Below are 23,911 nucleotides of genomic sequence, written 5' to 3' on the forward strand. Positions count from 1 at the left end.
GATGAATCTGCGCCCGCACCGGGCGCAGATTCATCGCAGCCGGATCACTGCTCGGCGACGACCGGCTGATACTGCGGGAAACGCTCGAGGAACGACTGCACGTACGTGCACACCGGGACGATCTTCGTGCCCTGCGCGGAGAGTTCGTCGAGCACCGAGGCGACGAGCAACCGAGCGAAGCCCGCCCGGCCGCACTTCTCGGTGACGACGGTGTGGAGCAGGACGAGGGTGTGCTCGTCGCGGCGTTCGTAGCCCTCCACTCCGACGAGTTCATCACCCGACCAGAGCTCGTAGCGGTCCCGATCGGGAAAGTTGCGCAGTGTCGGCGCCGGAGTGAGCTCGACCGTCGGCGGCGGAACGGGGACTGATGCGGTCATGTCGTCGACGCTACTACCGGATCGGTGCAGGTCGACGCCGCCACGCCCCAAGCGTGCCACTCCCCGTGACCGCTCAGCGGTGATCACGGAGACGAACTGCGGCGCCGTGAAATCGGCGATCACCGCGCCCACCTTCTCGCCGAGGACGTCGTCGCCGGTGTGGAGCCGAAGCCGGGTTCGTCGCCGAGCGGGCTCGTGGCACCATGGTCCCCATGCCAACGCTCTGGGCGGTCAGCGACCTGCACGTCTCACACCGCGGCAACGAGGCGATCCTCGATCGGATCAGGCCGGCCGAACCGGGGGACTGGCTGATCGTCGCGGGCGACGTCGCCGAGCGCACCGACGACATCATCGACACCCTCCGCCGGCTCAAGAACAGATTCCGCACGGTGGTGTGGGTGCCCGGGAACCATGAGCTGTACACCACGGCCAAGGACCCGCTCCAGGTGTTCGGCGTCGCACGGTACGACTACCTCGTGCAGGCCTGCCGTGATCTCGGCGTAGTGACTCCCGAGGACCGGTATCCGCTGTTCGATCCCGGGGACGGGACACCGCCGGTCCGGGTGGTGCCGATGTTCCTGCTCTACGACTACACGTTCCGGCCGGAGGGCACCTCGACGGCGCTGCAGGCGCTCGCCGTCGCACGCGAGGCGAACGTCGTCGCCACAGACGAATTCCTCCTCTCGCCCGAACCGTTCGGCACGCGCGACGCCTGGGGGCGCGCCCGGATCGAGGCCACGCGGTCGCGACTGGAGGCGCTCGACCCCGCCGAGAAGACCGTGCTGATCAACCATTGGCCGCTGCGGCGGGAACCGTGCGATGCGCTGATGTATCCCGAGTTCGCGCTCTGGTGCGGCTCGGAGCTCACCGCGGACTGGCACACCCGATTCAACGCGGCCTGCTGCGTATACGGGCATCTGCACATCCCGAGGACCACGTGGTACGACGACGTGCGCTTCGAGGAGGTGTCGGTGGGATATCCGCGTGAGTGGAGCAGACGCGGGTTGCCGTCGCCGCTGCTGCGGAAGATCGCACCGGACGAGGGACTGCATCCGGCCGATCTCAACGAGTTCGGCGCCCGGTTCGACCTGCCGCCGGACTACCGGGAGCGTGCCGCCGAGTTCCGGGCGCGAGTGGAGCGCACCCGCGCGCGCCGTGCTGAAGCAGAGAAGGACAGGGCCGAGAAGAACAGGAAGGACGGTCGATGATCGACGACCTCATGCCCGCGGGAGTCGGGACCGCCGAGTCGTTCGGCGACCCCGACGGGCTCACCGTGCTTCCCGCCGAGGAGGCGTTGATCGCCAAGGCCGTGGAGAAGCGCCGCCGGGAGTTCACCACCGCCCGGCACTGCGCACGGCAGGCGCTGGGGCAGTTGGGAGTCGCGCCGGTGCCGATCCTGCGCGGTGAACGCGGGATGCCGCTGTGGCCCCGTCAGGTGGTCGGCAGCCTGACGCACTGCGACGGCTACCGTGCGGCCGTCGCGGCATATTCGATGCAGGTTCGCTCGCTGGGTATCGATGCCGAACCGCATCAGGCCCTGCCCGACGGCGTCCTCGACCACACCAGCATCGAGGCCGAACGCGAGGTCCTCGCCGACCGGGACCACGACCTGCACTGGGACCGGCTCCTGTTCTGCGCCAAGGAAGCCACCTACAAGGCCTGGTTTCCGCTCACCGAGCGGTGGCTGGGTTTCGAGGACGCGCACATCACGTTCGAGCGAGACGACTCGATTGGCACCGCGGGCGCGCCTGCGGGTACTTTCACCTCGACCATCCTGATCGACGGAGCGGTGATCGACGGCGGACCGCCGCTGCTGACGCTGCCCGGCCGCTGGCAGATCTCCCGCGGTTTGATCCTCACCACGATTGCACTCACCTGACATGGCAGACGCCTCCATCGAGAACGCCGGACTCCTCGTCGTAGACAAGGCCGCCGGCATCACCAGCCACGACGTGGTGGCCAAGTGCCGCAAGGCGTTCAACACCCGTCGCGTCGGACACGCGGGCACCCTCGACCCGATGGCGACCGGGGTTCTCGTCATCGGCATCGAACGCGCGACCAAGCTGCTCGGGCTGCTCTCGCTCACCACCAAGTCGTACGCTGCGACCATCCGGCTGGGGCAGTCGACGTCGACCGACGACGCCGAGGGCGAGGTCATCGAATCGCGGGACGCCTCGGGGGTCCGCGACGAGGAGATCGCGGCGGTCGTCGCGTCGCTCACCGGCGACATCGAGCAGGTGCCCGCCAAGGTCAGCGCGATCAAGGTCGACGGTCGTCGCGCCCACGCGCTCGTCCGCACCGGGGCCGAGTTCGAACTGCAGGCGCGGCCGGTCACCGTCGACCGTTTCGACGTGCTCGATACTCGCCGGGACGGCGAGTTCATCGACCTCGACGTCGAGGTCGACTGCTCGTCGGGCACTTATATCCGTTCTCTGGCAAGGGATCTCGGTGCCGCGCTCGGCGTCGGCGGGCACCTGACGGCGCTGCGACGCACCGCCGTCGGGCCGTTCACCCTGGAGCACTCGCGAACGATGGCCGATGTCGACGAGAATCCCGGTTTGAGTCTCGGCATCGACGACGCGGCCAAGTTGTGCTTCCCGCATCGCGCGATCTCCGACGACGAGGCCGAGTCGATCAGCCAGGGCCGCTGGCTGGAGCCGGTGGGCATGAAGGGTATCTACACGGTGGTCGATCCGCGCGGGCAGGCCATCGCTCTCGTGCAGGAGAAGGGCAAGCGGGCGAGTTCGGTGATGGTCGTGCGACCGGCGACGCTGCGCTGAGGGCGGCCGAAGGTCTGGTCAGGTCCGCCAGAGGGGGCAGGCAGGCTCATCGAGTAGCGAGCGCATCGAGACTCGAGTCTGAACGTGGTGCGGGTCTCGATAGGCCGCGGCGCTGCGCGCCGGGGCTACTCGAGGAGCCTGTCGGGAGGGTGGTTTCAGGCAGGCTCATCGAGTAGCGAGCGCATCGAGACTCGAGTGTGAACGTGGTGCGGGTCTCGATAGGCCGCGGCGCTGCGCGCCGGGGCTACTCGAGGAGCCTGTCGGGAGGAAGTTTCAGGCAGGCTCATCGAGTAGCCGGCGAACGTAGTGAGCGAGCGTATCGAGATTCGAGTGTGAACGTGGTGCGGGTCTCGATAGGCCGCGGCGCTGCGCGCCGGCATCTCAGCCGTCGACGAAAATCGCGCGGGCGGCGATGTCACCGAGATGGATCGGGTCCGAATCGTCGACGCAGACGGTGATGGTGCCGGCGAACGAGCGCTTCTCGGTGACCCGCACCCGGCAGTCGAGATTGACGCCGATCTCCTCGAAGTACCGCAGCATCTCCGGATCCGAGTCGGAGATGCGGGTGATGACCCCGGTCTGGTCCACGTCGAGGTCGGCCAGCTGCACGGCGCCGGCCTCGGGCACGGTGCCGTCGGACGCCGGGATCGGGTCGCCGTGCGGGTCGCGCTTCGGGTGGCCCAGCTTGGCGTCGATGTGCGCCAGCAACTGCTCCGAGACCGCGTGTTCGAGGATCTCGGCCTCGGCGTGCACCTCGTCCCAGCGATAGCCGAGCTCTCGGACGAGGAAGGTCTCGAGCAGGCGGTGCCGCCGGACCATGCCGACGGCGGCCACCCGCCCCGTCTCGGTCAGGGTCACCGCGCCGTAGGGCGCATGGTCCACGAGACCTTGATCGGCCAGTTTCCGAATGCCCTCCGACGCGGTGGACGGTGAGACGCCGAGCTTCTCGGCCAGCAACTTCGTGGTGACCTTCGTGTCCGACCACTCCTGCGAGGTCCAAATCACTTTCAGATAGTCCTGGGTTACCGAGGTGAGTTCGTTCACCGGGCGAGAGTCGGGCATGCGTACGACCTTACCCACCGAACGCGCAGCGGCTGCTGGCGAGTCGTAGGCTTAGCGTGTGTTGCGTTGGCGAGGTTTGGACGACATCCCTGCGGGCTGGGGCCGATGCGTGGTCACGATCGGCGTGTTCGACGGAATCCATCGCGGGCACGCGCAGTTGGTCGCCGCCGCCACGAAGGCGGCGGCCGAGCGCGGTGTGCCCTCGGTGCTGATGACCTTCGACCCGCACCCGTCGTCGGTGGTGCGGTCGGGTGCTTACCCGCCGCAGTTGTCGACGCTGCGGCGGCGTGCCGATCTCGCCGAGGAGATGGGGATCGACGTGTTCTGCGTGATCCCGTTCTCCGCGACCCTCGCGGCCCAGTCGCCGGAGGATTTCGTGCACTCGGTCCTCGTCGAGGAACTGCACGCGGCCGAGGTGGTGGTCGGCGACAACTTCACCTTCGGCCACAAGGCGCTCGGCGACGTGCCCAAACTGCGTGAACTGGGGGAGCGGTTCGGCTTCGAGGTCACCGCGATCTCCCTGTTCGGTGAGCATGCCGTGACCTTCTCGTCCACCTACATCCGGTCGTGCATCGCGGCGGGCGACGTGGAACTGGCCGCCGAGGCGCTCGGCCGGCCGCATCGTGTGGAAGGCGTCGTGGTGCACGGCGAACGCCGGGGCCGCGACCTGGGTTTCCCGACCGCCAACGTCGCGCCGCCCGAGCACACCGCGATCCCCGGCGACGGCGTGTACGCGGCATGGTTCACCGTGCTCGACAGCGCCACGCAGCCCGACGGGGTCACCATCGGCCGGCGGTACCCGGCCGCGGTCTCGGTGGGCACCAACCCGACCTTCTCCGGCAGAGTCCGCACGGTGGAGGCCTACGTGCTGGATGTGGAGGCCGACCTCTACGGTCAGCATGTGGCGGTCGACTTCGTCGCACGGCTGCGCGGCATGGAGCCCTTCGACAGCGTCGACGCACTGATCGCGGAGATGAACAACGACGTCGAGCGCACGCGCACCCTGCTGCGGGCGGAGTGACCCGCCCGAGCGCTCCATGCGCCGGCGCTGATTTCCGGTCGGGGGTCGAGCGCTGGTAGTCTTGGCCGCCGGTGTCAGCTGCGGTCCGTGGCGGCGCACCCCCTGCTGGTTGCAGGGCCTGGAGCACGGAACTGAAAATCAAGGAGATCTCTCATGGCTCTGACCGCCGAAGAGAAGAAGGCCATCCTCAGCGAGTACGGTCTGCACGAGACCGACACCGGTTCGCCGGAGGCGCAGGTCGCACTGCTGACCAAGCGCATCACGGATCTGACCGAGCACCTCAAGTTCCACAAGCACGACCACCACAGCCGTCGTGGTCTGCTGCTGCTCGTCGGTCGCCGTCGCCGCCTGCTCAAGTACGTCGCGAGCGTCGACATCAACCGCTACCGCTCGCTGATCGAGCGCCTGGGTCTGCGTCGCTGACGCCCCCTGATTGCTTCTGTGGCCGTCGTTCCCACGCGGAACGGCGGCCACAGCTGTCTGTCGGGCACGGCGGCATCGGGATTCGTCGGCGAGGACGCCGCGGACACGCCCGACGGTCGCCGCAGACGACAGCCGCCGTCCCAGCAGGGAGAATGTTAGGCTGGTAGCGGACGAAGGCCGCTTGGCGGCAGTTCGGTAGTGATCGTCGGATCGGTCCTCGGTAGTGGCCGCCGGAATCCCCAAGCGATTCCGGCCGCTTCGATCGAAGGCCGTCTGCTCACGGCGCAGGTGCGCCGTCCACTTCCGGCGCGAGACTCGCGCCCATCGTCTGTCGGTTCGCCGCGCCTTGCGCGAACCGACCGCTGAATACAGGCCGCAGGCGCCGTCGTGGTGTCGTCGCGGCCGCCACGAAAGGTAAACACTCTTGACTGACGTCAACGCCGACTTCGATGATTCGATCACCGAAGTCTCCGCCGTCATCGACAACGGATCGTTCGGCAAGCGCACGATCCGCTTCGAGACCGGCCGCCTGGCTCTGCAGGCCGCGGGTTCGGTGACCGCGTACCTCGACGAGGGCACGATGATCCTCTCGACGACCACCGCGTCCAAGTCGCCGAAGGAGCACTTCGACTTCTTCCCGCTCACGGTCGACGTCGAGGAGCGCATGTACGCCGCGGGTCGCATCCCCGGCTCGTTCTTCCGCCGCGAGGGCCGCCCGTCGACCGACGCGATCCTCACCTGCCGCCTCATCGACCGTCCGCTGCGTCCGTCGTTCGTCGACGGCCTGCGCAACGAGATCCAGATCGTCGAGACCGTCCTGTCGCTCGACCCCAAGGACCTCTACGACGTGGTCGCGATCAACGCGGCGTCCGCATCCACGCAGATCTCGGGTCTGCCGTTCTCCGGTCCGGTGGGCGCCGTGCGCGTCGCGCTGATCCCGACCGAGCAGAACAAGGCCGGCCAGTGGGTCGCCTTCCCCACCGTCGAGCAGCTCGAGGGCGCGGTCTTCGACATGGTCGTCGCGGGACGCCTGATCGACGGCGGCGACGTCGCGATCATGATGGTCGAGGCCGAGGCCACCGACAACGTCCTCGCGCTGATCGCCGACGGCGCCCAGGCGCCGAGTGAGGCCGTCGTCGCCGAGGGCCTCGAGGCCGCCAAGCCGTTCATCGCCACCCTGTGCGAGGCGCAGAAGCAGCTCGCCGCGGCCGCCGCGAAGGAGACCCGCGAGTTCCCGCTGTTCCCGGCCTACCAGGACGACGCCTACGAGGCGGTCGCCGAGTTCGCCACCACCCGCCTCGGCGAGGCGATGGCGATCGCCGACAAGCAGGAGCGCGACAACGCGACAGACGCACTCAAGGGCGACGTGCTCGAGGCGCTCGGCGAGCGCTTCGAGGGCCGCGAGAGCGAGCTCGGCGCAGCCTACCGGTCGCTGACCAAGAAGCTCGTGCGTCAGCGCATCCTCACCGATCACTTCCGCATCGACGGTCGCGGCATCACCGACATCCGTGCGTTGTCCGCCGAGATCGGCGTCGTTCCGCGCGCACACGGCAGCGCGCTGTTCGAGCGTGGCGAGACCCAGATCATGGGCATCACGACCCTGGACATGGTCAAGATGGCCCAGCAGATCGATTCGCTCGGCCCCGAGACCAGCAAGCGGTACATGCACCACTACAACTTCCCGCCGTACTCGACCGGTGAGACCGGCCGCGTGGGTTCGCCCAAGCGCCGCGAGATCGGTCACGGTGCGCTCGCCGAGCGTGCCCTGGTGCCGGTGCTCCCGAGCGTGGAGGAGTTCCCGTACGCGATCCGTCAGGTCTCCGAGGCCCTCGGCTCCAACGGCTCCACCTCGATGGGCTCGGTGTGTGCGTCGACCATCTCGCTGCTGAACGCGGGCGTTCCGCTGAAGGCGCCGGTCGCAGGCATCGCGATGGGCCTCGTCTCCGACGAGGTCACCATCGACGGCAAGACCGAGACCCGCTACGTCGCCCTGACCGACATCCTCGGAGCCGAGGACGCGTTCGGCGACATGGACTTCAAGGTCGCGGGCACCAAGGACTTCGTGACGGCTCTGCAGCTCGACACGAAGCTCGACGGCATCCCCTCCAAGGTCCTGGCCGGTGCGCTGAGCCAGGCCAAGCAGGCCCGTCTCACCATTCTCGACGTGCTGGCCGAGGCCATCGACGAGCCGGACGAGATGAGCCCGTACGCGCCGCGCATCACCACCATCAAGATCCCGATGGACAAGATCGGTGAGCTGATCGGCCCGAAGGGCAAGACGATCAACGGCATCACCGAGGAGACCGGCGCCAACATCTCGATCGAGGACGACGGCACCGTGTTCATCGGCGCCGCAGACGGCCCGTCCGCGCAGGCGGCGATCGACAAGGTCAACGCCATCGCCAACCCGCAGCTGCCGAAGGTCGGCGAGCGCTTCCTGGGCACCGTCGTCAAGACGGCCGCCTTCGGCGCCTTCGTCTCCCTGCTCCCCGGCCGCGACGGACTGGTCCACATCAGCAAGCTGGGCAACGGCAAGCGGATCGGCAAGGTCGAGGACGTGGTCAAGGTCGGCGACAAGCTGCAGGTCGAGATCGCCGACATCGACGAGCGCGGCAAGATCAGCCTCGTTCCGGTGCGCGACAGCGCCGATGCGGCCGAAGGCGCGAAGGACGAGGTCGCGGTCGACGCCTGACGGCGACCGCACCTGTTCGATCTAGACGAGCTCGGCCCGGGACGTGTCATGCGTCCCGGGCCGAGCTCGTCGCGGTAGGCATCCGGTCCGCGCCGGAGTGGGGGTAGTGCGGGCACTACCCCGAAGACTCGCGGCCGCTCCCGTGCCCTGGACCGACGGCGATCGATAGCGTTCTTGCCATGACATCAGACGACGCCTATCGGCTCTCACCCTGGCGAATGCTCTCGGGATCGCCGCTGCGCTTCCTCTTCTCCTCCTACCCGTGGCGCGCGGTGGCGTACACGATCATCTCGCTGGCACTGGGCTGGACGGTGTTCATGGCGTACGTGGTGATCGTGCTGCTCCCGTTCGCTCCCGCCTGGTCGATCCTCTTGGGCCGCATCGAGCGGCAGCGGGTCCGGATGCTCCGGATGGCGGCCATCGCCGACCCGCATCCGGCGGTGACCGGATCGTTCGGCGCCCGCGCGCGAGCCCGACTCGCCGAGCCGGTCACCTGGCGTGAGGTGGTGTACTCGCTGGCGCTGGCGGCCTTCGCTCCGTTGGCGACGCTCGGTCTGCTGATCGCCTGCGTGCTGACCGGCGGATTCGCTGCGGCGCCGCTGGTCGTCGCGGCCGGCGGTCAGATGTCGATCGGGCCGTGGCAGCTGGAGACGCCGCAGGAGGCCTGGCGCGTGGTTCCGGTCGCGCTGCCGTTGTTCATCCTCACCCTGTATCTGTTCGGCGCGGCGGCCGCGATCGTGGCGTCCATCGCGGCCGGGCTGCTCGGTCCGCGAGAAGAGGAACTGGCGGCGCAGGTGGCCGACCTGCGGTCGTCGCGAGGAACGCTCGTCGGATCGTTCGAGGCCGAGCGCCGACGGATCGAGCGCGATCTGCACGACGGTCCGCAGCAGCACCTCGTCGGTGCGGTGATGCACCTCGGCGAGATCGCGCAGGACAGTGACGATCCGGCCACGCGGGCCCATATCGAGACCGCTCAGGCGCGTGTGGAGCGGGCGCTGGCCGAACTGCGCGACACGGTGCGCGGCGTCAATCCACGGGTGCTCGACGACCACGGAGTGGAGGCGGCCTGCGCCGAACTCGGCGGACCGGTCCTGGTCCGGGTGATCCGGGGTCCGGGATGGATACCCGGCCGGCGGCTCCCGGGAGAGACCGAGCGCGCACTGTTCTACACCGCCAGCGAAGCGGTGACGAACGCGGCCAAGCACGGCGGCGCGTCGACGGTGACGATCGAGTTCGCCGAGGCGGCGGGCGTCGTCAGCATGACCGTGACCGACGACGGCTGCGGGGGAGCGGTGCCCGCAGCCGGACGCGGGCTGGCGGGCCTGGTGGAACGGGCGGCGACGATCGGGGCGAGTCTCACCGTCGTCAGCCCGGTCGGCGGGCCGACCGTCCTTCGCTGGTCCGGGTCGGTCCGCGGGTGACCCCGTCGGCGTGCCCGGCGGGCCGTCGGCCACACTGACAGGCGTGAGCGTGCGAATCGTGGTGGCGGAGGACTCGGTGCTGCTGACCGAAGGTCTCGTGCGGATTCTCGAGGGCGCCGGGCACCAGGTGGTCGGCACCGTCGCCGATGCCCCGGCGCTGCGCGAGATCGACGTGGATTCGATCGACCTGCTGATCACGGACGTACGGATGCCGCCCGGTGACGGGGACGACGGCCTGCGGGCGGCGCTCGATCTGCGTCGCCGCCGGCCCGACCTGCCGGTGCTGGTCCTGTCCCAGTACGTGGCGGCGGCCTATGCGCGGCGACTGCTCGGAACCGAAGGCGGGGGTCGGGTCGGCTACCTGCTCAAGGAGCGTGTGGGGCGGATCGCCGACTTCCTCCGGGCGGTCGAGACGGTGTGCGCGGGCGGCGTGGTGGTCGACCCGGAGGTCGTCTCGGCGCTGTTCGCCACCGCCGCGCTCGACCGGCTCTCCCCGCGGGAGTCCCAGGTGCTGGCACTGATGGCGCGGGGTGCGAGCAACTCGGAGATCGCGGCCGCCCTGGTGGTCTCGGACGCCGCGGTCGCCAAACACGTCGCCAACATCTTCCTCAAACTCGACCTGCCCCCGGAGACCGACAACCGCCGGGTGCGCGCGATCCTGCTGTATCTCGCTCAGAGCTGACTTCGCCCGCGAGCCGACGGATCCGCGTGCTGTCTCAGCCGACTTTGATGCGGCCGGTCGCGCCGCTGATCGGGCGGAGCGCTCCCGATGCGCTCTTCACATCGCCGTAGTACCGCACCCGGTAGTCGCCCTCCGCGCCCCGCGGCACACGCCACGTGACGGTCACCTTCGACGCCGACGGGCTGCCGCCGGGACGTTCCCACGTCATCTCGGTGGTCTCATGATCGTCGTCGTAGGCGACGGTCCAGCCGCGGGCGGTGAGCTTCTCGACGGCGAAGTACCCGGTGGTCGATCCGCCACGACGGATCCGGTTGCTCGGGTAGGCGCCGCAGAAGGCCACCCGGAGCGTGGTGCCGGGCTTCGCCGCGGCGGGCACCTTCGAGATCACCTGGCCGAACCGGCGGCCGGGTATCGGGGTGTCGGCGGGCTGTGAGCCCAGTAGATCCGGCTGCAGGCCCGAGGTGTCGGCCGGACGGCGCCCGGCGGCCAGCCGGGTTCCGCGGGCCATCGCCCGCGCCATGGCGTCGAACTCCTGCATGTAGGCGCACAGCGTCCATCGGCCGAACATCGTCTCGCCGCCCTCGTACTGCTGGGCCACGTACTCCTCCGGCGTCACGGTGTACTGGCTGTAGCCGTTCGAGTAGCCCTGCAGCAGGACGTTCTCCAGCGGGACCTTGAGGGCGTCGGCGACGATCCGGCGGATTCGGAGGCCGGCGACGATCGTCGACTCGCTCGGCAATGCGGCGAGCACGAGGTCGCCGATCCGGATCAACTGCACCGGAAGAGTCTGTTCGATCCACGGCCGCGGCGGGAGGATGCCGAGCGGGAACAGAATCGCCTTCGGCGCCTGGTTGTCGACGATCCACGGATCGGGCGTCGGGGCCGTACCGGCGCCGAGCGCCATCGCGAACTCGTTCCGCACGCCCTCGTTGAGGAATCCCAGTTGGCTGCGGGTGTTGTCCTCCTGGCTGGTGGCCGCCGCAGCGGCGCCCATCATGGCGGGTGAGGTGCGAGCCGCCTTGCCGTGCGGTGTGTAGCGGCCGTCGATCGAGACGTTCGCCATGTCGACGTACCGGGTGGCGGAGTCGACACCGCCGGCGGTCATCGGGCGCGCCGCACGGAAGGCCGCCTGCGCGGCCTGATCCTGGCGGCGCCCGATGATGATGCGATTGGCCCGGTGATCGGCGGTCGGACCGCCCGGATGCATCTTGCGCAGCCACAGGTTGGGGCTCATGTCGCCCGCGTTGGTCTGCGCGTGGGCGCTCACGACGTTCGGGTCGCGCTGTTCGGCCAGGTATGCGGCATAGCCCTTGTTGTCGGCACTGATCAGGAAGTTCGCGTCGGTGAGCGAGGTGCCGTGCGTGGCGAACCAGGTGATCTCGCCGATGACGGCTCCGCCGCGGCGCAGGCGGATGGCCGTCACCTGCGGGTCGATGGCGTCGGGGAAGTGCTTGCGGTCGGCGGCGGGATTGAGCTCGAACGCCGGCATCGACCGGTTCGCGCTCGCGTCGTGGAGTTCGGCGTGCCCGAGTTCGACGGTCCCCGGCCCCAGCGAGGCGTGCGCGGCCGCGACGGCGTCGAGCAGCCCGTCGATCTCGGCACGGAAAGAATTGTGCCGATGGCCCTTGGCGGCGAGGACGTAGGCGTAATCCCATGCGGTGCCGCCGCAGGAGTTGTGGTTGTGCGTCGCGTTGATGTTGACGTTCTGCGCGGTGTACGTGGTGCCGTACCGCTTCGCGAGTTCGGCGAGCAAAGTCTGATGGTGCGAGACGAAGACGCACGCGATGTCGGCGGTGATGAACAGGACGCGCTTGCCGGTGGCCGCGTCGGCGATGATGTACGCCCGCGCCCAGGTGCGCTGCAGCAGTCCCTTCGCCACCTGTTCCATGTCGGAGTAGCCCATCATGCCCTGACCGGCGATCGCTCCCGTCATGTCGCCCTTGCCCGCGCCGACGAGATAACCCGACGCGGCCGAGGCGGGTCCCGTCTCGCCGAACGATGCGGCGCCGAGCGCCGTCGCCGCGGTGGCCCCTACGGCCGCGGCTTGCAGGAAGGTTCGGCGTGAGACGGAACTCATGGGACTCCTCGTGTGACGGGTGCTTCAGCGCAGATCGGGTGTGACCCTAGCCCGCTGTTGATCGAACGATCAACAGATGGCTCGGGATTGGCGCACGTTCCGGCTCGAGCGGCCGGAGCGGTGCGTTCGGGCGCCTTCTAGACTGGGGTGGATTCACGAGACGAAAGGGTCCCTCATGGGCAACGGCATCCGCGTGGGTGTGCTGGGCAGTAACGGCAAGGTCGGCAAGGCGATCGTCGAAGGCGTCGAGGCGTCGGCGGAGACCGTGTTCACCGTGGGTGTCGACAAGGGCGATCCGCTCTCGGCTTTCGTCGACTCGCAGACCCGCGTCGTCGTCGATTTCACGCACCCGGACGTCGTGATGGACAACCTCGAGTTCCTCATCGAGAACGGCATCCACGCCGTCGTCGGCACCACCGGCTTCACCGCCGAGCGGCTCGACACCGTCCGCGGCTGGGTGGAGCAGAACCCCGGCGTCGGCGTGCTCATCGCTCCGAACTTCGCGATCGGCGCGGTGCTCTCGATGCACTTCGCGCAGCAGGCCGCGCGGTTCTTCGAGTCGGCGGAGGTGATCGAACTGCACCACCCGCACAAGGCCGACGCGCCGTCCGGCACCGCCGGGCGCACCGCGCAGCTCATCGCGGCGGCGCGCGCGGAAGCCGGGCTCGGCGCGAGTCCGGACGCGACGTCGACCGGACTCGAGGGTGCCCGCGGCGCCGACGTCGACGGGGTCCGCGTGCATTCGGTGCGTCTGGCCGGTCTGGTCGCGCACCAGGAGGTGCTCTTCGGCACCCAGGGTGAGACCCTCACCATCCGTCACGACTCCATCGACCGGAACTCCTTCGTTCCCGGGGTGCTGCTGGGTGTCCGCGAGATCGTCGACCGTCCCGGGCTCACGGTGGGGCTCGAGACCTTCATGGATCTGTAGTCGTCGGTGGCTGCGAAGAAGAAGGCCGACGCCCGGCCGATCGTCGCGCTCATCGCCTTCCTGGTGGTCGCGCTCTGCGTGTACTTCGTCCTGCTGAGCCGGACCGCGATCGGCCTGATCTCCGACGGCGGTGTCGTCGGCATCGGGCTCGGCGTCGGTGTGATCGTGCTGCCGCTGCTCGGCGTCTGGATGGTGGTGTCGACGCTGCGGTCGGGGATCGAGCATCAGCGGATGGTGGCGGCCGCGCAGGATCTGGGGCGCGACCTCGACGTGGACGACTTGCCCCGGCGGCCCTCGGGGCGGATCGAGAAGGACGCCGCCCTGGAACTTTTCGAGCAGGTCAAGGTGGAATGGGAGGCCGACCCGTCCGACTGGGTGAGCACCTATCGCATCGCTCGCGCCTACGACTACGCGGGCGACCGCTCGCGGGCGCGCGAGATGATGCGGCGCGCCGCGGAGCAGTATCGGGCGGCGAAGGCCGAGCAGCGGTCGTGATCGCGCGATCGGGGGCATGATGGCGTCATGGCTCGATTGCTGATCGTTCACCACACGCCCTCGCCGCACTGCCAGGCGATGTTCGAGGCGGTGATCGCCGGCGCCACCGATCCCGAGATCGAGGGGGTCGAGGTGGTGCGCCGCGCGGCGCTGTCGGTGTCCACGAGCGACTTCCTCGACGCGGACGGGTACGTGCTCGGCAGTCCGGCGAATCTCGGCTCCATTTCAGGGGCCCTCAAACACGCCTTCGATTGTTCGTACTACCAGATCCTCGACTCGACGCGGGGCCGCCCGTTCGGGCTGTACCTGCACGGCAACGAGGGGACCGAAGGCGCGGAGAACATGATCGACCGCATCACCGCCGGACTCGGCTGGGAGAAGTCCGCCGAGTACGTCATCGCCGCGAACAAGCCGGACAAGGCGGTGCTGGAGGCGTGCTGGGAGCTGGGGGCGACGGTCGCCGCGCAGCTGATTCCGTGACCGCCGCGAGAACACCTGCGAGACTCGTTCGCGGAGGCCGCCGACGCCCGGGGAGGATGAGCTGCGACCGGGACCGGCGAACGCTCGCTAGACTCGACGGCGTGAGCGCGTCGATCCCGACCCCGTACGAGGACCTGCTGAGACTGGTGCTGGAGACCGGAACCCCGAAGGCCGATCGCACCGGGACCGGAACACGCAGCGTGTTCGGCCACCAGATGCGCTTCGACCTCTCGCAGGGCTTTCCTCTGATCACCACCAAGAAGGTGCATCTCAAGTCGATCATCTACGAACTCCTGTGGTTCCTGCGCGGCGACTCGAACGTCCGGTGGCTGCAGGAGCACGGGGTGAGCATCTGGGACGAGTGGGCGTCGCCGAACGGGGAGCTCGGCCCGGTCTACGGCGTGCAGTGGCGCAACTGGCCCACGCCGTCGGGTGAGCACGTCGACCAGATCGCCCTGGCGCTGGAGACGCTGACCACCGACCCCGACTCGCGGCGCAACATCGTCTCCGCGTGGAACGTCGGAGAGATTCCGCAGATGGCGCTGCCGCCGTGCCACGCGTTCTTCCAGTTCTACGTCGCCGACGGGCGGCTGAGCTGCCAGCTGTACCAGCGCAGCGCCGACCTGTTCCTCGGCGTTCCGTTCAACATCGCGTCCTACGCCCTGCTCACGCACATGATGGCGCAGCAGGCCGAGCTGGAGGTCGGCGAGTTCGTGTGGACCGGCGGCGACTGCCACATCTACGACAACCACGTCGACCAGGTGCGCGAGCAGCTCTCGCGCGAACCGCTGCCGTATCCGACGCTCAAGTTGCGCAGGGCCGACTCGATCTTCGACTACCAGTACGACGACTTCGAGGTCGTGGGATACCGGTCGCATCCGGCGATCAAAGCGCCGGTCGCGGTCTGAGCCGGTGACACCCTCCTCGGGAACGGAGCGGACATGACAATCACCCTGGTGTGGGCGCAGGACCGCGCGGGAGCCATCGGCCGCGCCGGCGCGATCCCGTGGCGCGTCCCGGAGGACATGCGGCGCTTCAAGGAGATCACCGGCGGCTCGACGGTGATCATGGGCCGCAAGACCTGGGAGTCGTTGCCGGCCGCGGTGCGTCCGCTGCCCGGGCGGCGCAACATCGTGATCACGCGGGCGCGCGACTACCGCGCCGACGGTGCCGAGATCGTCGCCGGCCTCGAGGCGGCGCTCGACGCGGCGGGCGAGGCGGCCGCGGTGATCGGCGGCGGGGAGATCTACGCCGCGGCCATCGACCGGGCCACACACCTGCGGGTCACCGAGATCGACGTGCTGGTGGACGGCGCCGACGCCTTCGCACCCGTCGTGGATCCCGACCGATGGGAGTCGGTGACCGTCGGCGAGTGGCTGTACTCGTCGACCGGCACGCTGTACCGGTTCATCGACTACCGGCGACGGTGAGCTGGTTCAGCGCGGGCGGTGGCGACTACGCCCGCTATCGGCCGACGTATCCGGCCGCACTGGTCGACGCCCTCGCATCGGCGGCGCCGGACACTCGCCGCGCGGTCGACGTCGGCTGCGGAACCGGCCAGCTCACCGCGCTGCTGGCCGAGCGCTTCACCGGCGTCGTCGGACTCGATCCGGCGGGCGAGCAGATAGCTCACGCGGTGACCGCGGGCAACATCGACTACCGCGTCTGTGCGGCCGAGCACCTCGCAGTCGAAGACCACACCGCGGACCTGGTCACGGCCGCGCAGGCCGCGCACTGGTTCGATCTGAGCGCGTTCTACGGCGAGGTGCGCCGGATCGCGGTCGACGACGCAGTGCTGGCCTTGATCACATACGGGGTCCTCGTGCTCGACGACGATCTGGCGGACCGGTTCGGGACGTTCTACCGCGAGGAGATCGGACCCTACTGGCCGTCCGAGCGCCGGCACGTCGACAACGGCTACGCCGAGCTGGAGTTCCCGTTCGAGCGTCTCGACACACCGGCGGTCACCATCGAACGATCGTGGACGCTCGAGGAGTTCGTCGGCTACCTCGGCACCTGGTCCGCGGTCCGCCGCGCCGGCGAGGCCGATGCCGGCGGGCTCGTCGACGCACTCGCCGCCGACCTCGCGCCGCGCTGGGGCGACGACCGCCGCGTCGTGCGATGGCCGGTGACGGTCATCGCCGGGAGGGTGCGCTGACATGCCCGGTCCGTCCACCCCGCAGTCTCCGGAGACGCTCGCCCACCTCCGTCGCGCTCGGGACCTGATGGATCGCGAATACGCCGAACCCCTCGACGTGCCGACGATGGCGCGCCGGGCGCTGATGTCCACGGCGCATTTCAGCCGGGAGTTCAAGATCGCGTACGGCGAGACCCCGTACGGCTACCTGGTCACGAGGCGGGTGGAACGGGCGATGGCGCTGCTCCGGTCCGGCATGAGTGTCACCGATGCGTGCGTCGAGGTCGGGTTCACCTCGCTCGGCTCGTTCAGTTCCACGTTCCGGCGCCTGACGGGGGAGACGCCCAGCGCCTACCGGGCGCGCTCGCACGAGCCTCTCGAGGGGCTGCCGTCGTGTATGACCAAGATCCTCGCGCGTCCGATGCCGTTCGGCTGACGCCCCGAGGAGCACGGCCGTGGGAACCGAGCAGTTTTCGAGAAGCACGGCGACGGCGGGACCTCTAGCGTTGTCCGCATGACGAACATCGAACTGACCTACTGTCCCATCACCGTCGACGACATCGACGCCGCACTCGGCTTCTACCGCGACGCCCTCGGTCTGGAGGTGACGCGCGACGTCGCCAACGGCGACCACCACTGGGTCACCCTGCGCCTGCCCGATCAGCCGTCGGTCGAGGTGGTGCTGTCGCAGCCCGGAGGCGGCCGCTCGCCCGAGGACGCCGAGGCGATCCACCGTCTCGTCGCCAAGGGCATGATGCCGCCGATCGTGTTCCGCTCCGACGACCTCGATGCGATCTTCGAGAAGGTCTCCGCGTCCGGAGCCGAAGTGCTCCAGGAGCCGATCGATCAGCCGTGGGGGCCGCGGGACTGTGCGTTCCGCGACCCCGCCGGGAACATGGTCCGCATCAACGCCGCCGGCTGACGCGCGGGCGCGGCGCGGTTAGGCTCGTCGAGATGAACACGTTTCAGCGAGTCGCGCACGGTGTCAACAGGCTGGTGGCCCCGATTCTGAGGGCGCCCGTGGTCGGCGGGATGCTGTCGAGATCGATGACCGAGATCACCTACACCGGCCGGCGGAGTGGGAAGCAGTTCTCGCTGCCGGTCGCATACCGCCGCCGCGGCGCCGACGAGGTGATCGTCGGCGTCGCGATGCCGGACAAGAAGAACTGGTGGCGCAACTTCGATCCCGGACCGGCGCCGATCGGGATCCGGCTCGAGGGCGTCGACCGCACCGGCACGGCTGTCGCGAAGTCCACGGACGAGGGCACCGCGGTGTACATCACCCTCGACGCCGTGCACTGATGACGGCGATGCGCACCGAACTCTCGGTGGCGCAGGCCCGCCGCATCGCCCTTGCGGCGCAGGGATTCGCGGATCCGCCGCCGGCGGGCGAGCCGACCCGTAGACATCTGCGACGAGTGCTGAGCCGCACACGGCTGCTTCAGCTCGACTCGGTGAACGTCCTCGCGCGAGCGCACTACCTCCCCGCGTTCAGCCGGCTCGGAGCGTATCGTGACGGGCTTCTCGACGGCGCGGCCTGGCGCCCGCAGGCGCGGAGCCCGCGGCTGCTCGCCGAGTACTGGGCACACGAGGCGGCACTGGTTCCGGTCGACGACTGGCCGCTGTTCGGCTGGCGGATGGACGAGTATCGCGACGGCCGCTACCGCCATACGCGAGAGGTGCTGCAGCGCAACAGGTCCCGTGCGGCCGACGTGCTCGCCGTGATCACCGATCAAGGTGCGATGACCCCGCGCGAGATCGAGGACGCGCTCGGCATCACGCGGGCTCCGGCCGAGCGCGGCTCCTGGTGGATGCGCGGTGAGGTGAAGCATCTGTGCGAGGCGATGTTCGCCGCCGGCTCGCTGTCGGCCGTGCGGAGCCCGCACTTCCACCGGCACTACGACCTCGCCGAGCGCATCGCCGGCGCCGAGCGCGTCGGTGTCACGGTCGGCCGGCGAGATGCGCACGGCGAGCTGGTGTCCCGCGCCGCGGCCGCGCACGGGGTCGCGACGGCGGCCGACCTGGCCGACTACTACCGCTTGCGGACCGCCGAGGTCCGCGACGTGCTGGGCGACCTCGTCGACGCCGGAGTGGTGACGCCGGTGCGGGTCGACGGCTGGAGCGAGCCCGCCTATCTGCACCGCGACGCGCGGCTGCCGCGCCGAGTACCGCATTCGACGCTGCTGTCGCCCTTCGATCCGCTGGTGTTCTACCGCCCGCGCACCGAGCGGCTCTTCGGCTTCCGCTACCGGATCGAGATCTACGTACCCGAGCACAAACGGGTGCACGGTTACTACGTGCTGCCGTATCTGATGGACGAGGAACTGACGGCTCGCGTCGACCTCAAAGCCGACCGCGCCGCGGGCGTCCTCCGGGTGCTCTCGGCACACGCGGAGCCGGGCGCCGACACCGCGCGGGTCGCGCGGTCGCTGGCCGTCGACCTGGCGGCGCTGGCCGACTGGCGCGGCCTCGACCGGGTGGAGGTCACCGGACGCGGCGACCTCGGTCCCGCCTTGCGCTCCGAAGCCGCCCGCGGCTAATAGGCTGGCAGGCGTGAACTCTCCACAACACCAGCGGAGGCTGCCGCTCGACGGGGTCCGGGTGCTCGAGCTCGGCAACTACATCGCGGCGCCGACCGCCGGGCGCATGCTGGCCGACTTCGGCGCCGAGGTCATCAAGATCGAACGTGAGACCGGCGACGAACTCCGCAACTGGCGGCTGTACGACGGCGAGACGTCGATGCTGTTCCGGACGATCAACCGGAACAAGAAGTCCGTGGTGCTCGACCTCAAGACCGAACAGGGGCGCGAGGACGTCAAAAGCCTTGCCGCGCACTGCGACGTGGTTCTCGAGAACTTCCGTCCCGGAACTCTGGAGCGCTGGGGGCTGGGCCCCGAGGCGCTCAGCGAGGCGAACCCGGACCTGATCTTCGTCCGCATCTCCGCGTTCGGTCAGACCGGCCCCTATTCGGAAAGGCCGGGCTTCGCGGCGGTCGCCGAAGCCTACGGCGGGTTCCGCGAACTGGTCGGCGACCCCGACCGGCCGCCGGTGCGCGTCGGGGTCTCGATAGGGGATTCGATCGCCGGACTCTACGGAGCCTTCGGCGCCGTGATGGCGCTCTACGAGCGTCTGCGCAGGCGCGACGAGAACCGCGGCGGCGACGGTGAGCCCGGCCTGCCGTTGGCCGATCGGATCGTCGACGTCGCCCTGAACGAGGCGATCTTCTCGATGATGGAGTCGCTGGTGCCCGACCTCGGGGCGTACGGGGTGAAGCGAGAACGGACCGGCGGACGCATGGAGGGCATCGCACCGTCGAACGGCTATCTCTGCCGGGACGGCAGTTCCGTCGTCATCTCGGGCAACGCGGATGCGATCTTCCCCCGCTATATGAGGGCGATCGGCCGCGACGATCTCGCCGACGACCCCGATCTGGCCACCAACGACGGCCGGTGGCGGCGGCGCGACGAGATCGACGCGGCGATCGGGGAGTGGACCGGCGCGAGGTCGCGCGACGAGGTGCTCGCCGTGCTCGACGACGCGGCCGTCCCCGCGGGTCCGATCTACACCGCCGCCGACATCGTCGCGGACGAGCAGTACCGCGCGCGGAACATGATTCAGGAGTTCGACGTCGACGCCGGCGGCCCCGAGCCGCGCCGGGTCGCGTTCCCGGGCATCGTCCCGGTACTCGGCGAGACCTCGCTGCCGATCCGCTCGGTCGGCCCCGACCTGGGTGAGCACACCGACGAGATCCGCGCGCGTTTTCTGGGAGGACGGCGATGAGCGCGCAGTCGGCCTCCGGAGCCACGGACTATTCGCAGGTCGCACTCCGGGACGTGACCCTGCGTGACGGACTGCAGCTCACCGGCAAGGTGCTCGACGTCGAAGTCCGCGTGGCACTGGCACGCACCCTGTTGGCGGCGGGTGTGCCCGAACTCGAGATCGGTTCGATGGCGCGGCCCGATCTGGTTCCGCCGATGGCGGGCACCCTCGACATCGTCGCGCAACTGACGCCGGACGAACTCGACCGCTGCTGGGTGTGGGTCGCCACCCCGAGACACGTCGAGAAGGCCGCCGCGGCGGGCGTCCGGAACTTTCAGTACTGCCTGTCGGTGTCGGACGCGCACAACAAGGCGAACATCGGCCGGTCCGCCGAGGACAGCGTCGCCGCCATGCCGCGAGCCGTCGCGGCGGCCAAGGAGGCGGGCGGCCGCATCCAACTCTGTCTGGCCACCGCGTTCACCTGCCCGTTCGACGGTCCGGTGGACCCGGATCGTGTCCGCGGCATCGTCGCCGACCCGCGCACGGCGGACGCCGACGACGTGGTGCTCGCCGACACGCTCGGCCAGGCCCACCCCGATCAGGTGCGCGACCTGTTCGCGACCGTCTGCGCGGGCGAACGCAGGCTCGTCTTCCACGGACACGACACCTGGGGGATGGGCGTCGCGAACTCGCTGGCCGCCGCCGACGGCGGCGCCCGACTGGTGGACGGTGCGCTCGGCGGACTCGGCGGCTGCCCGTTCGCTCCCGGCGCCAGCGGCAACACCGCGAGTGAGGACCTCCTCTTCGCCACTCGCCCCGGATTCCTGACGCCGGCCGTGCTCGCGGACCTCGTCCGTGCGGGGGAACGGCTGCTCGCCGAACTCGGTGAACAGTCGCGGTCGAAGGCCGCGCAGGGAGCGCGGTCCAAGGCGCAGGCCTTCGACTGGGTCATCGCCGGGGACTGACCCGCACCGGCCCGGGACCGGCGCCCGGCTACACTTCTGCGCGCACACTTAACGGAAGGGTGGACACGTGTCCGTCACGCACAACGGCAAGACCTACCGACTCGTCATGTTCGATCTCGACGACACCCTGGCGCCGTCGAAGACCGCGATGAGCGACGAGATGGTCGGGCTGTTCCGGGAACTGCTCGCCGGAAGCATGGGCTGCATCATCTCCGGCGGTCAGTACGGGCAGTTCCAGTCGCAGGTGCTCGACCGGCTCGGCGACTTCGCGGACCGCGGCAACCTGCACCTGATGCCCACCAACGGCACCCGCTACGTCCGGTGGTCCGGCCGGGATTGGGAGACGGTGTACGCCGAGGACCTCTCCGACCACCAGAAGGCCGAGGCCATGCGGGTGGTGGAGGCCGGCGCACGTGAGCTCGGGCTCTGGGAGGAGAAGACCTGGGGCCCGATCCTGGAGGACCGCGGCAGTCAGGTCACCTTCTCCGCGCTCGGCCAGTCCGCGCCGGTCGACGCGAAGGCGGCGTGGGATCCGGACGGGCGCAAGAAGGAGTCGCTGCGTGCGTACGCCGCCGAGCGGCTGCCCGACCTCGAGGTCCGCAGCGGCGGATCGACGTCGGTCGACATCACGGCGAAGGGGATCGACAAGGCCTACGGGGCGCGCCGTCTGATGGAGATCCTCGGCCTGGGCACCGACGACATCCTGTTCTTCGGCGACCGTCTCGACGAGGGCGGCAACGACCGTCCGGTGGCTGAACTCGGCATCGACGCGGTCGCCGTCCACGGCTGGCAGGACACCTACGCGAAGCTGGGCGCCATCGTCCGCGGCTGACGCGCCGCGCCGGCCACCGGGGCCTCAGCTCAGCAGGCTGCTCCGGAGCGAGTCGACGTCCTCATCCGTCAGGCGCAGCCCCTTGCGGAGGTAGCCGTCCATCGAGCCGTAAACGCGATCAGCGGCCGCGAAGGCCGAGTTCAGCATCGAGATGTCCACGCCGTTGATCGGGTCGGTGGCCGATGCACGCCGATAGTGGTTGGAGGCGAGATAGTCCGCCTCGATCGTCGCGCGGTCGACACCGAGGACGGTCAGCAGGACGGCCGCCACCCAGCCGGTGCGGTCCTTGCCCGCCGAACAGTGGAAAAGCGTGGTCCGGCCGGTCTTCGCCGTCTTCGCGATCTCGAGGACGGCCGTGCGGAGCTGAGCGCGCGCGTTGGCGTCGGTGACGAATTCCGGATACGCCGACGCGACGTCGATCAGACTCAGCGGCGACACCTGTCCGAGGACGTCCGCACTCACCTGGCGCGTGCCGGGCACGCGACGGTCGGGTTGGACTGCCCGCTCGATACCGGTCCGCAGATCGATCACCGTCGCCAGACCGCGGGCGCGCAGCGCTGAGATGTCGGATGCGGTGAGCCGCGAGAGATTGTCGCTCCGCAGCACGAGTCCGTTGACATGCCGACCGTCGGCGGCGCGATAGCCCTCGAGCGTCCTGGTGTTGATCGTCCCCTCCAGCCCGATCTCCCGTCCGGGCGTGATCGCCGAGTTCGTGACGGCGGCCGTGGCCACCGGTGATGCGGCGGCAGGTGCGGCCAGGGCCGGAGAGGAGGCCGTGGGAACGACCACGGTGACGGACAGGGCGGTGGCGGACAGGGCGGCGGACAGGGCGAGGGCCGCGAGGCGACGGCGGCGGATCGAAGAGCTCACCGGACCGATGATGCACCACCGGCCCGGATGCCGCAGGACGAACCGGATGCGAGACAATCGAGGCTCGAGGCTGTCCGGGTGCCATGACCCGCAGAGCCCGTCATGAGCCGCTGCAGTGCCGAGGAGTTGCGACGTGTCCGAATTAGTGCCGCTGAAGGTCCAGCTGGTCGCGGCAACGCAGTTCATGCCGCCGGAGGTGGACTGGGATACCGACGCCGACGGTGGCGAGGCCCTCATCGAGTTCGCCGGTCGCGCCTGCTACGAGAGCTGGCACAAGCCGAATCCGCGCACCGCCACCAACGCCGGCTATCTGCGCCACGTCCTGGAGGTGGGCCACACGTCGTTGTTCGAACACGCCACGTGCACCTTCTACATCACCGGGATCTCCCGGTCGTGCACGCACGAGCTGATCCGTCATCGCCACTTCTCCTACTCGCAGCTCTCGCAGCGCTTCGTCCCCGAACACGATTCCAACGTGGTCGCGCCGCCGGCGATCCGCGGTGACGAGCGCCTCGAGGAGTTGTTCGTCGAAGCGACCGACGCGGCGCGGCGCGCCTATGCCGACCTCCTGGCCGAGCTCGAGGCCAAGTTCGCCGACGTCCCGAATGCGATCCTGCGGCACAAGCAGGCCCGACAGGCGGCCCGCTCGGTGCTGCCGAATGCGACGGAGACGCGGATCGTCGTGACCGGCAACTACCGGGCCTGGCGCCACTTCATCGGAATGCGGGCGACCGAGCACGCGGACGTCGAGATCCGCCAGCTGGCCGTGGAATGCCTGCGCCGGCTCCGCGAGGTGGCACCGACGGCGTTCGGGGACTTCGAAATCGGCGAACTCGCCGACGGAACCGAAGTCGCGACCTCGCCCTTCGTATTCGAGGGCTGAGCGCGGCGATCGGCCCGTCAGACGGTA

General features: G+C 69.4%; 26 protein-coding genes. 22 read left to right on the forward strand and 4 right to left on the reverse strand.

What is annotated here, in order from left to right; all coding sequences use genetic code 11:
• Positions 1–44 precede the first annotated feature (44 nt).
• Positions 45–500 (reverse strand): GNAT family N-acetyltransferase, encoded by a 456-nt coding sequence (locus P5P27_RS07840; RefSeq protein WP_341338384.1) that lies wholly within the window; start codon positions 498–500, stop codon positions 45–47.
• Positions 501–589: 89 nt separating this feature from the next.
• Here P5P27_RS07840 and P5P27_RS07845 point away from each other — a divergent pair, with 89 nt between their 5' ends.
• The 3 genes from P5P27_RS07845 to truB are packed head-to-tail and all read left to right on the forward strand — an operon-like array spanning position 590 to position 3,157.
• Positions 590–1,585 (forward strand): metallophosphoesterase family protein, encoded by a 996-nt coding sequence (locus P5P27_RS07845; RefSeq protein ID WP_278127155.1) that lies wholly within the window; start codon positions 590–592, stop codon positions 1,583–1,585.
• Complete coding sequence (locus P5P27_RS07850; RefSeq protein WP_045538518.1) at positions 1,582–2,256, forward strand: 4'-phosphopantetheinyl transferase family protein; 675 nt, start codon at positions 1,582–1,584, stop codon at positions 2,254–2,256. Before P5P27_RS07845 ends, P5P27_RS07850 begins: the two co-directional genes overlap by 4 nt.
• A 1-nt stretch (position 2,257) precedes the next feature.
• Positions 2,258–3,157, forward strand: a complete 900-nt coding sequence (truB, locus tag P5P27_RS07855; protein ID WP_045538520.1) for a tRNA pseudouridine(55) synthase TruB — start codon at positions 2,258–2,260, stop codon at positions 3,155–3,157.
• Positions 3,158–3,538: 381 nt separating this feature from the next.
• On the opposite strand, the gene P5P27_RS07860 is transcribed toward truB, so the two are convergent.
• A complete protein-coding gene (locus P5P27_RS07860; RefSeq protein ID WP_197462915.1) occupies positions 3,539–4,219 on the reverse strand; it encodes a metal-dependent transcriptional regulator in 681 nt (226 codons plus the stop codon).
• A 58-nt stretch (positions 4,220–4,277) separates the two neighbouring features.
• On the opposite strand from P5P27_RS07860, the gene P5P27_RS07865 reads away from it, so the two are divergent.
• The 5 genes from P5P27_RS07865 to P5P27_RS07885 all read left to right on the forward strand — a co-directional run bounded on the left by P5P27_RS07865 (position 4,278) and on the right by P5P27_RS07885 (position 10,458).
• The gene (locus P5P27_RS07865) at positions 4,278–5,240 is read left to right on the forward strand and encodes a bifunctional riboflavin kinase/FAD synthetase (RefSeq protein WP_081598100.1); all 963 of its coding nucleotides are present in this window, start codon (positions 4,278–4,280) and stop codon (positions 5,238–5,240) included.
• Between the two features lie 153 nt (positions 5,241–5,393).
• A complete protein-coding gene (rpsO, locus tag P5P27_RS07870) occupies positions 5,394–5,663 on the forward strand; it encodes a 30S ribosomal protein S15 (RefSeq protein ID WP_006896227.1) in 270 nt (89 codons plus the stop codon).
• A 424-nt stretch (positions 5,664–6,087) separates the two neighbouring features.
• A complete protein-coding gene (locus P5P27_RS07875) occupies positions 6,088–8,355 on the forward strand; it encodes a polyribonucleotide nucleotidyltransferase (protein ID WP_278127162.1) in 2,268 nt (755 codons plus the stop codon).
• Between the two features lie 179 nt (positions 8,356–8,534).
• A complete protein-coding gene (locus tag P5P27_RS07880) occupies positions 8,535–9,776 on the forward strand; it encodes a sensor histidine kinase (RefSeq protein WP_006896229.1) in 1,242 nt (413 codons plus the stop codon).
• A 43-nt stretch (positions 9,777–9,819) separates the two neighbouring features.
• Positions 9,820–10,458, forward strand: a complete 639-nt coding sequence (locus tag P5P27_RS07885; RefSeq protein WP_039867346.1) for a response regulator — start codon at positions 9,820–9,822, stop codon at positions 10,456–10,458.
• A 34-nt stretch (positions 10,459–10,492) separates the two neighbouring features.
• On the opposite strand, the gene P5P27_RS07890 is transcribed toward P5P27_RS07885, so the two are convergent.
• Entirely contained in the window at positions 10,493–12,535 is a 2,043-nt protein-coding gene (locus P5P27_RS07890; protein WP_278127163.1) for a neutral/alkaline non-lysosomal ceramidase N-terminal domain-containing protein, read from the reverse strand.
• 175 nt (positions 12,536–12,710) lie between these two features.
• Between P5P27_RS07890 and dapB the strand changes: the two genes are divergently transcribed.
• The 13 genes from dapB to P5P27_RS07955 all read left to right on the forward strand — a co-directional run bounded on the left by dapB (position 12,711) and on the right by P5P27_RS07955 (position 22,131).
• The gene (dapB, locus tag P5P27_RS07895) at positions 12,711–13,463 is read left to right on the forward strand and encodes a 4-hydroxy-tetrahydrodipicolinate reductase (protein ID WP_278127164.1); all 753 of its coding nucleotides are present in this window, start codon (positions 12,711–12,713) and stop codon (positions 13,461–13,463) included.
• Positions 13,464–13,469: 6 nt separating this feature from the next.
• A complete protein-coding gene (locus P5P27_RS07900) occupies positions 13,470–13,958 on the forward strand; it encodes a hypothetical protein (protein ID WP_045538527.1) in 489 nt (162 codons plus the stop codon).
• A 27-nt stretch (positions 13,959–13,985) separates the two neighbouring features.
• The gene (locus P5P27_RS07905; RefSeq protein WP_278127166.1) at positions 13,986–14,438 is read left to right on the forward strand and encodes a flavodoxin family protein; all 453 of its coding nucleotides are present in this window, start codon (positions 13,986–13,988) and stop codon (positions 14,436–14,438) included.
• 56 nt (positions 14,439–14,494) lie between these two features.
• On the forward strand, positions 14,495–15,346 hold the full coding sequence (locus P5P27_RS07910) for a thymidylate synthase (RefSeq protein WP_278127169.1): 852 nt from the start codon (positions 14,495–14,497) through the stop codon (positions 15,344–15,346).
• A gap of 33 nt (positions 15,347–15,379) precedes the next feature.
• Complete coding sequence (locus P5P27_RS07915; RefSeq protein ID WP_278127171.1) at positions 15,380–15,868, forward strand: dihydrofolate reductase; 489 nt, start codon at positions 15,380–15,382, stop codon at positions 15,866–15,868.
• Positions 15,865–16,596, forward strand: a complete 732-nt coding sequence (locus P5P27_RS07920) for a class I SAM-dependent methyltransferase (protein WP_278127172.1) — start codon at positions 15,865–15,867, stop codon at positions 16,594–16,596. Before P5P27_RS07915 ends, P5P27_RS07920 begins: the two co-directional genes overlap by 4 nt.
• A 1-nt stretch (position 16,597) precedes the next feature.
• Positions 16,598–17,011, forward strand: coding sequence for a helix-turn-helix domain-containing protein (locus P5P27_RS07925; RefSeq protein WP_006896239.1), 414 nt, complete (start codon positions 16,598–16,600; stop codon positions 17,009–17,011).
• A gap of 78 nt (positions 17,012–17,089) precedes the next feature.
• On the forward strand, positions 17,090–17,497 hold the full coding sequence (locus P5P27_RS07930) for a VOC family protein (RefSeq protein WP_006896240.1): 408 nt from the start codon (positions 17,090–17,092) through the stop codon (positions 17,495–17,497).
• Between the two features lie 32 nt (positions 17,498–17,529).
• On the forward strand, positions 17,530–17,877 hold the full coding sequence (locus P5P27_RS07935; protein ID WP_006896241.1) for a nitroreductase/quinone reductase family protein: 348 nt from the start codon (positions 17,530–17,532) through the stop codon (positions 17,875–17,877).
• Positions 17,878–17,885: 8 nt separating this feature from the next.
• Positions 17,886–19,115: a winged helix-turn-helix domain-containing protein gene (locus P5P27_RS07940; protein ID WP_278127419.1), complete on the forward strand. Its 1,230-nt coding sequence runs from the start codon at positions 17,886–17,888 to the stop codon at positions 19,113–19,115.
• A 13-nt stretch (positions 19,116–19,128) separates the two neighbouring features.
• Positions 19,129–20,355, forward strand: a complete 1,227-nt coding sequence (locus P5P27_RS07945; RefSeq protein ID WP_006896243.1) for a CaiB/BaiF CoA transferase family protein — start codon at positions 19,129–19,131, stop codon at positions 20,353–20,355.
• The gene (locus P5P27_RS07950; protein ID WP_278127176.1) at positions 20,352–21,299 is read left to right on the forward strand and encodes a beta/alpha barrel domain-containing protein; all 948 of its coding nucleotides are present in this window, start codon (positions 20,352–20,354) and stop codon (positions 21,297–21,299) included. The genes P5P27_RS07945 and P5P27_RS07950 overlap by 4 nt, the downstream gene beginning before the upstream one ends.
• A gap of 67 nt (positions 21,300–21,366) precedes the next feature.
• Complete coding sequence (locus P5P27_RS07955) at positions 21,367–22,131, forward strand: HAD-IIB family hydrolase (RefSeq protein ID WP_045540388.1); 765 nt, start codon at positions 21,367–21,369, stop codon at positions 22,129–22,131.
• A gap of 24 nt (positions 22,132–22,155) precedes the next feature.
• Here P5P27_RS07955 and P5P27_RS07960 read toward each other — a convergent pair whose 3' ends face one another.
• A complete protein-coding gene (locus tag P5P27_RS07960) occupies positions 22,156–23,001 on the reverse strand; it encodes a tyrosine-protein phosphatase (RefSeq protein ID WP_278127179.1) in 846 nt (281 codons plus the stop codon).
• A 133-nt stretch (positions 23,002–23,134) separates the two neighbouring features.
• Between P5P27_RS07960 and thyX the strand changes: the two genes are divergently transcribed.
• Positions 23,135–23,884 carry an FAD-dependent thymidylate synthase gene (gene thyX, locus P5P27_RS07965; RefSeq protein WP_006896247.1) on the forward strand — a complete coding sequence of 250 codons (750 nt, stop codon included), beginning with the start codon at positions 23,135–23,137 and terminating at the stop codon, positions 23,882–23,884.
• Positions 23,885–23,911: the final 27 nt, after the last annotated feature.

It is taken from the genome of Gordonia sihwensis (genome assembly GCF_029632925.1).
Lineage (GTDB): Bacteria > Actinomycetota > Actinomycetes > Mycobacteriales > Mycobacteriaceae > Gordonia > Gordonia sihwensis.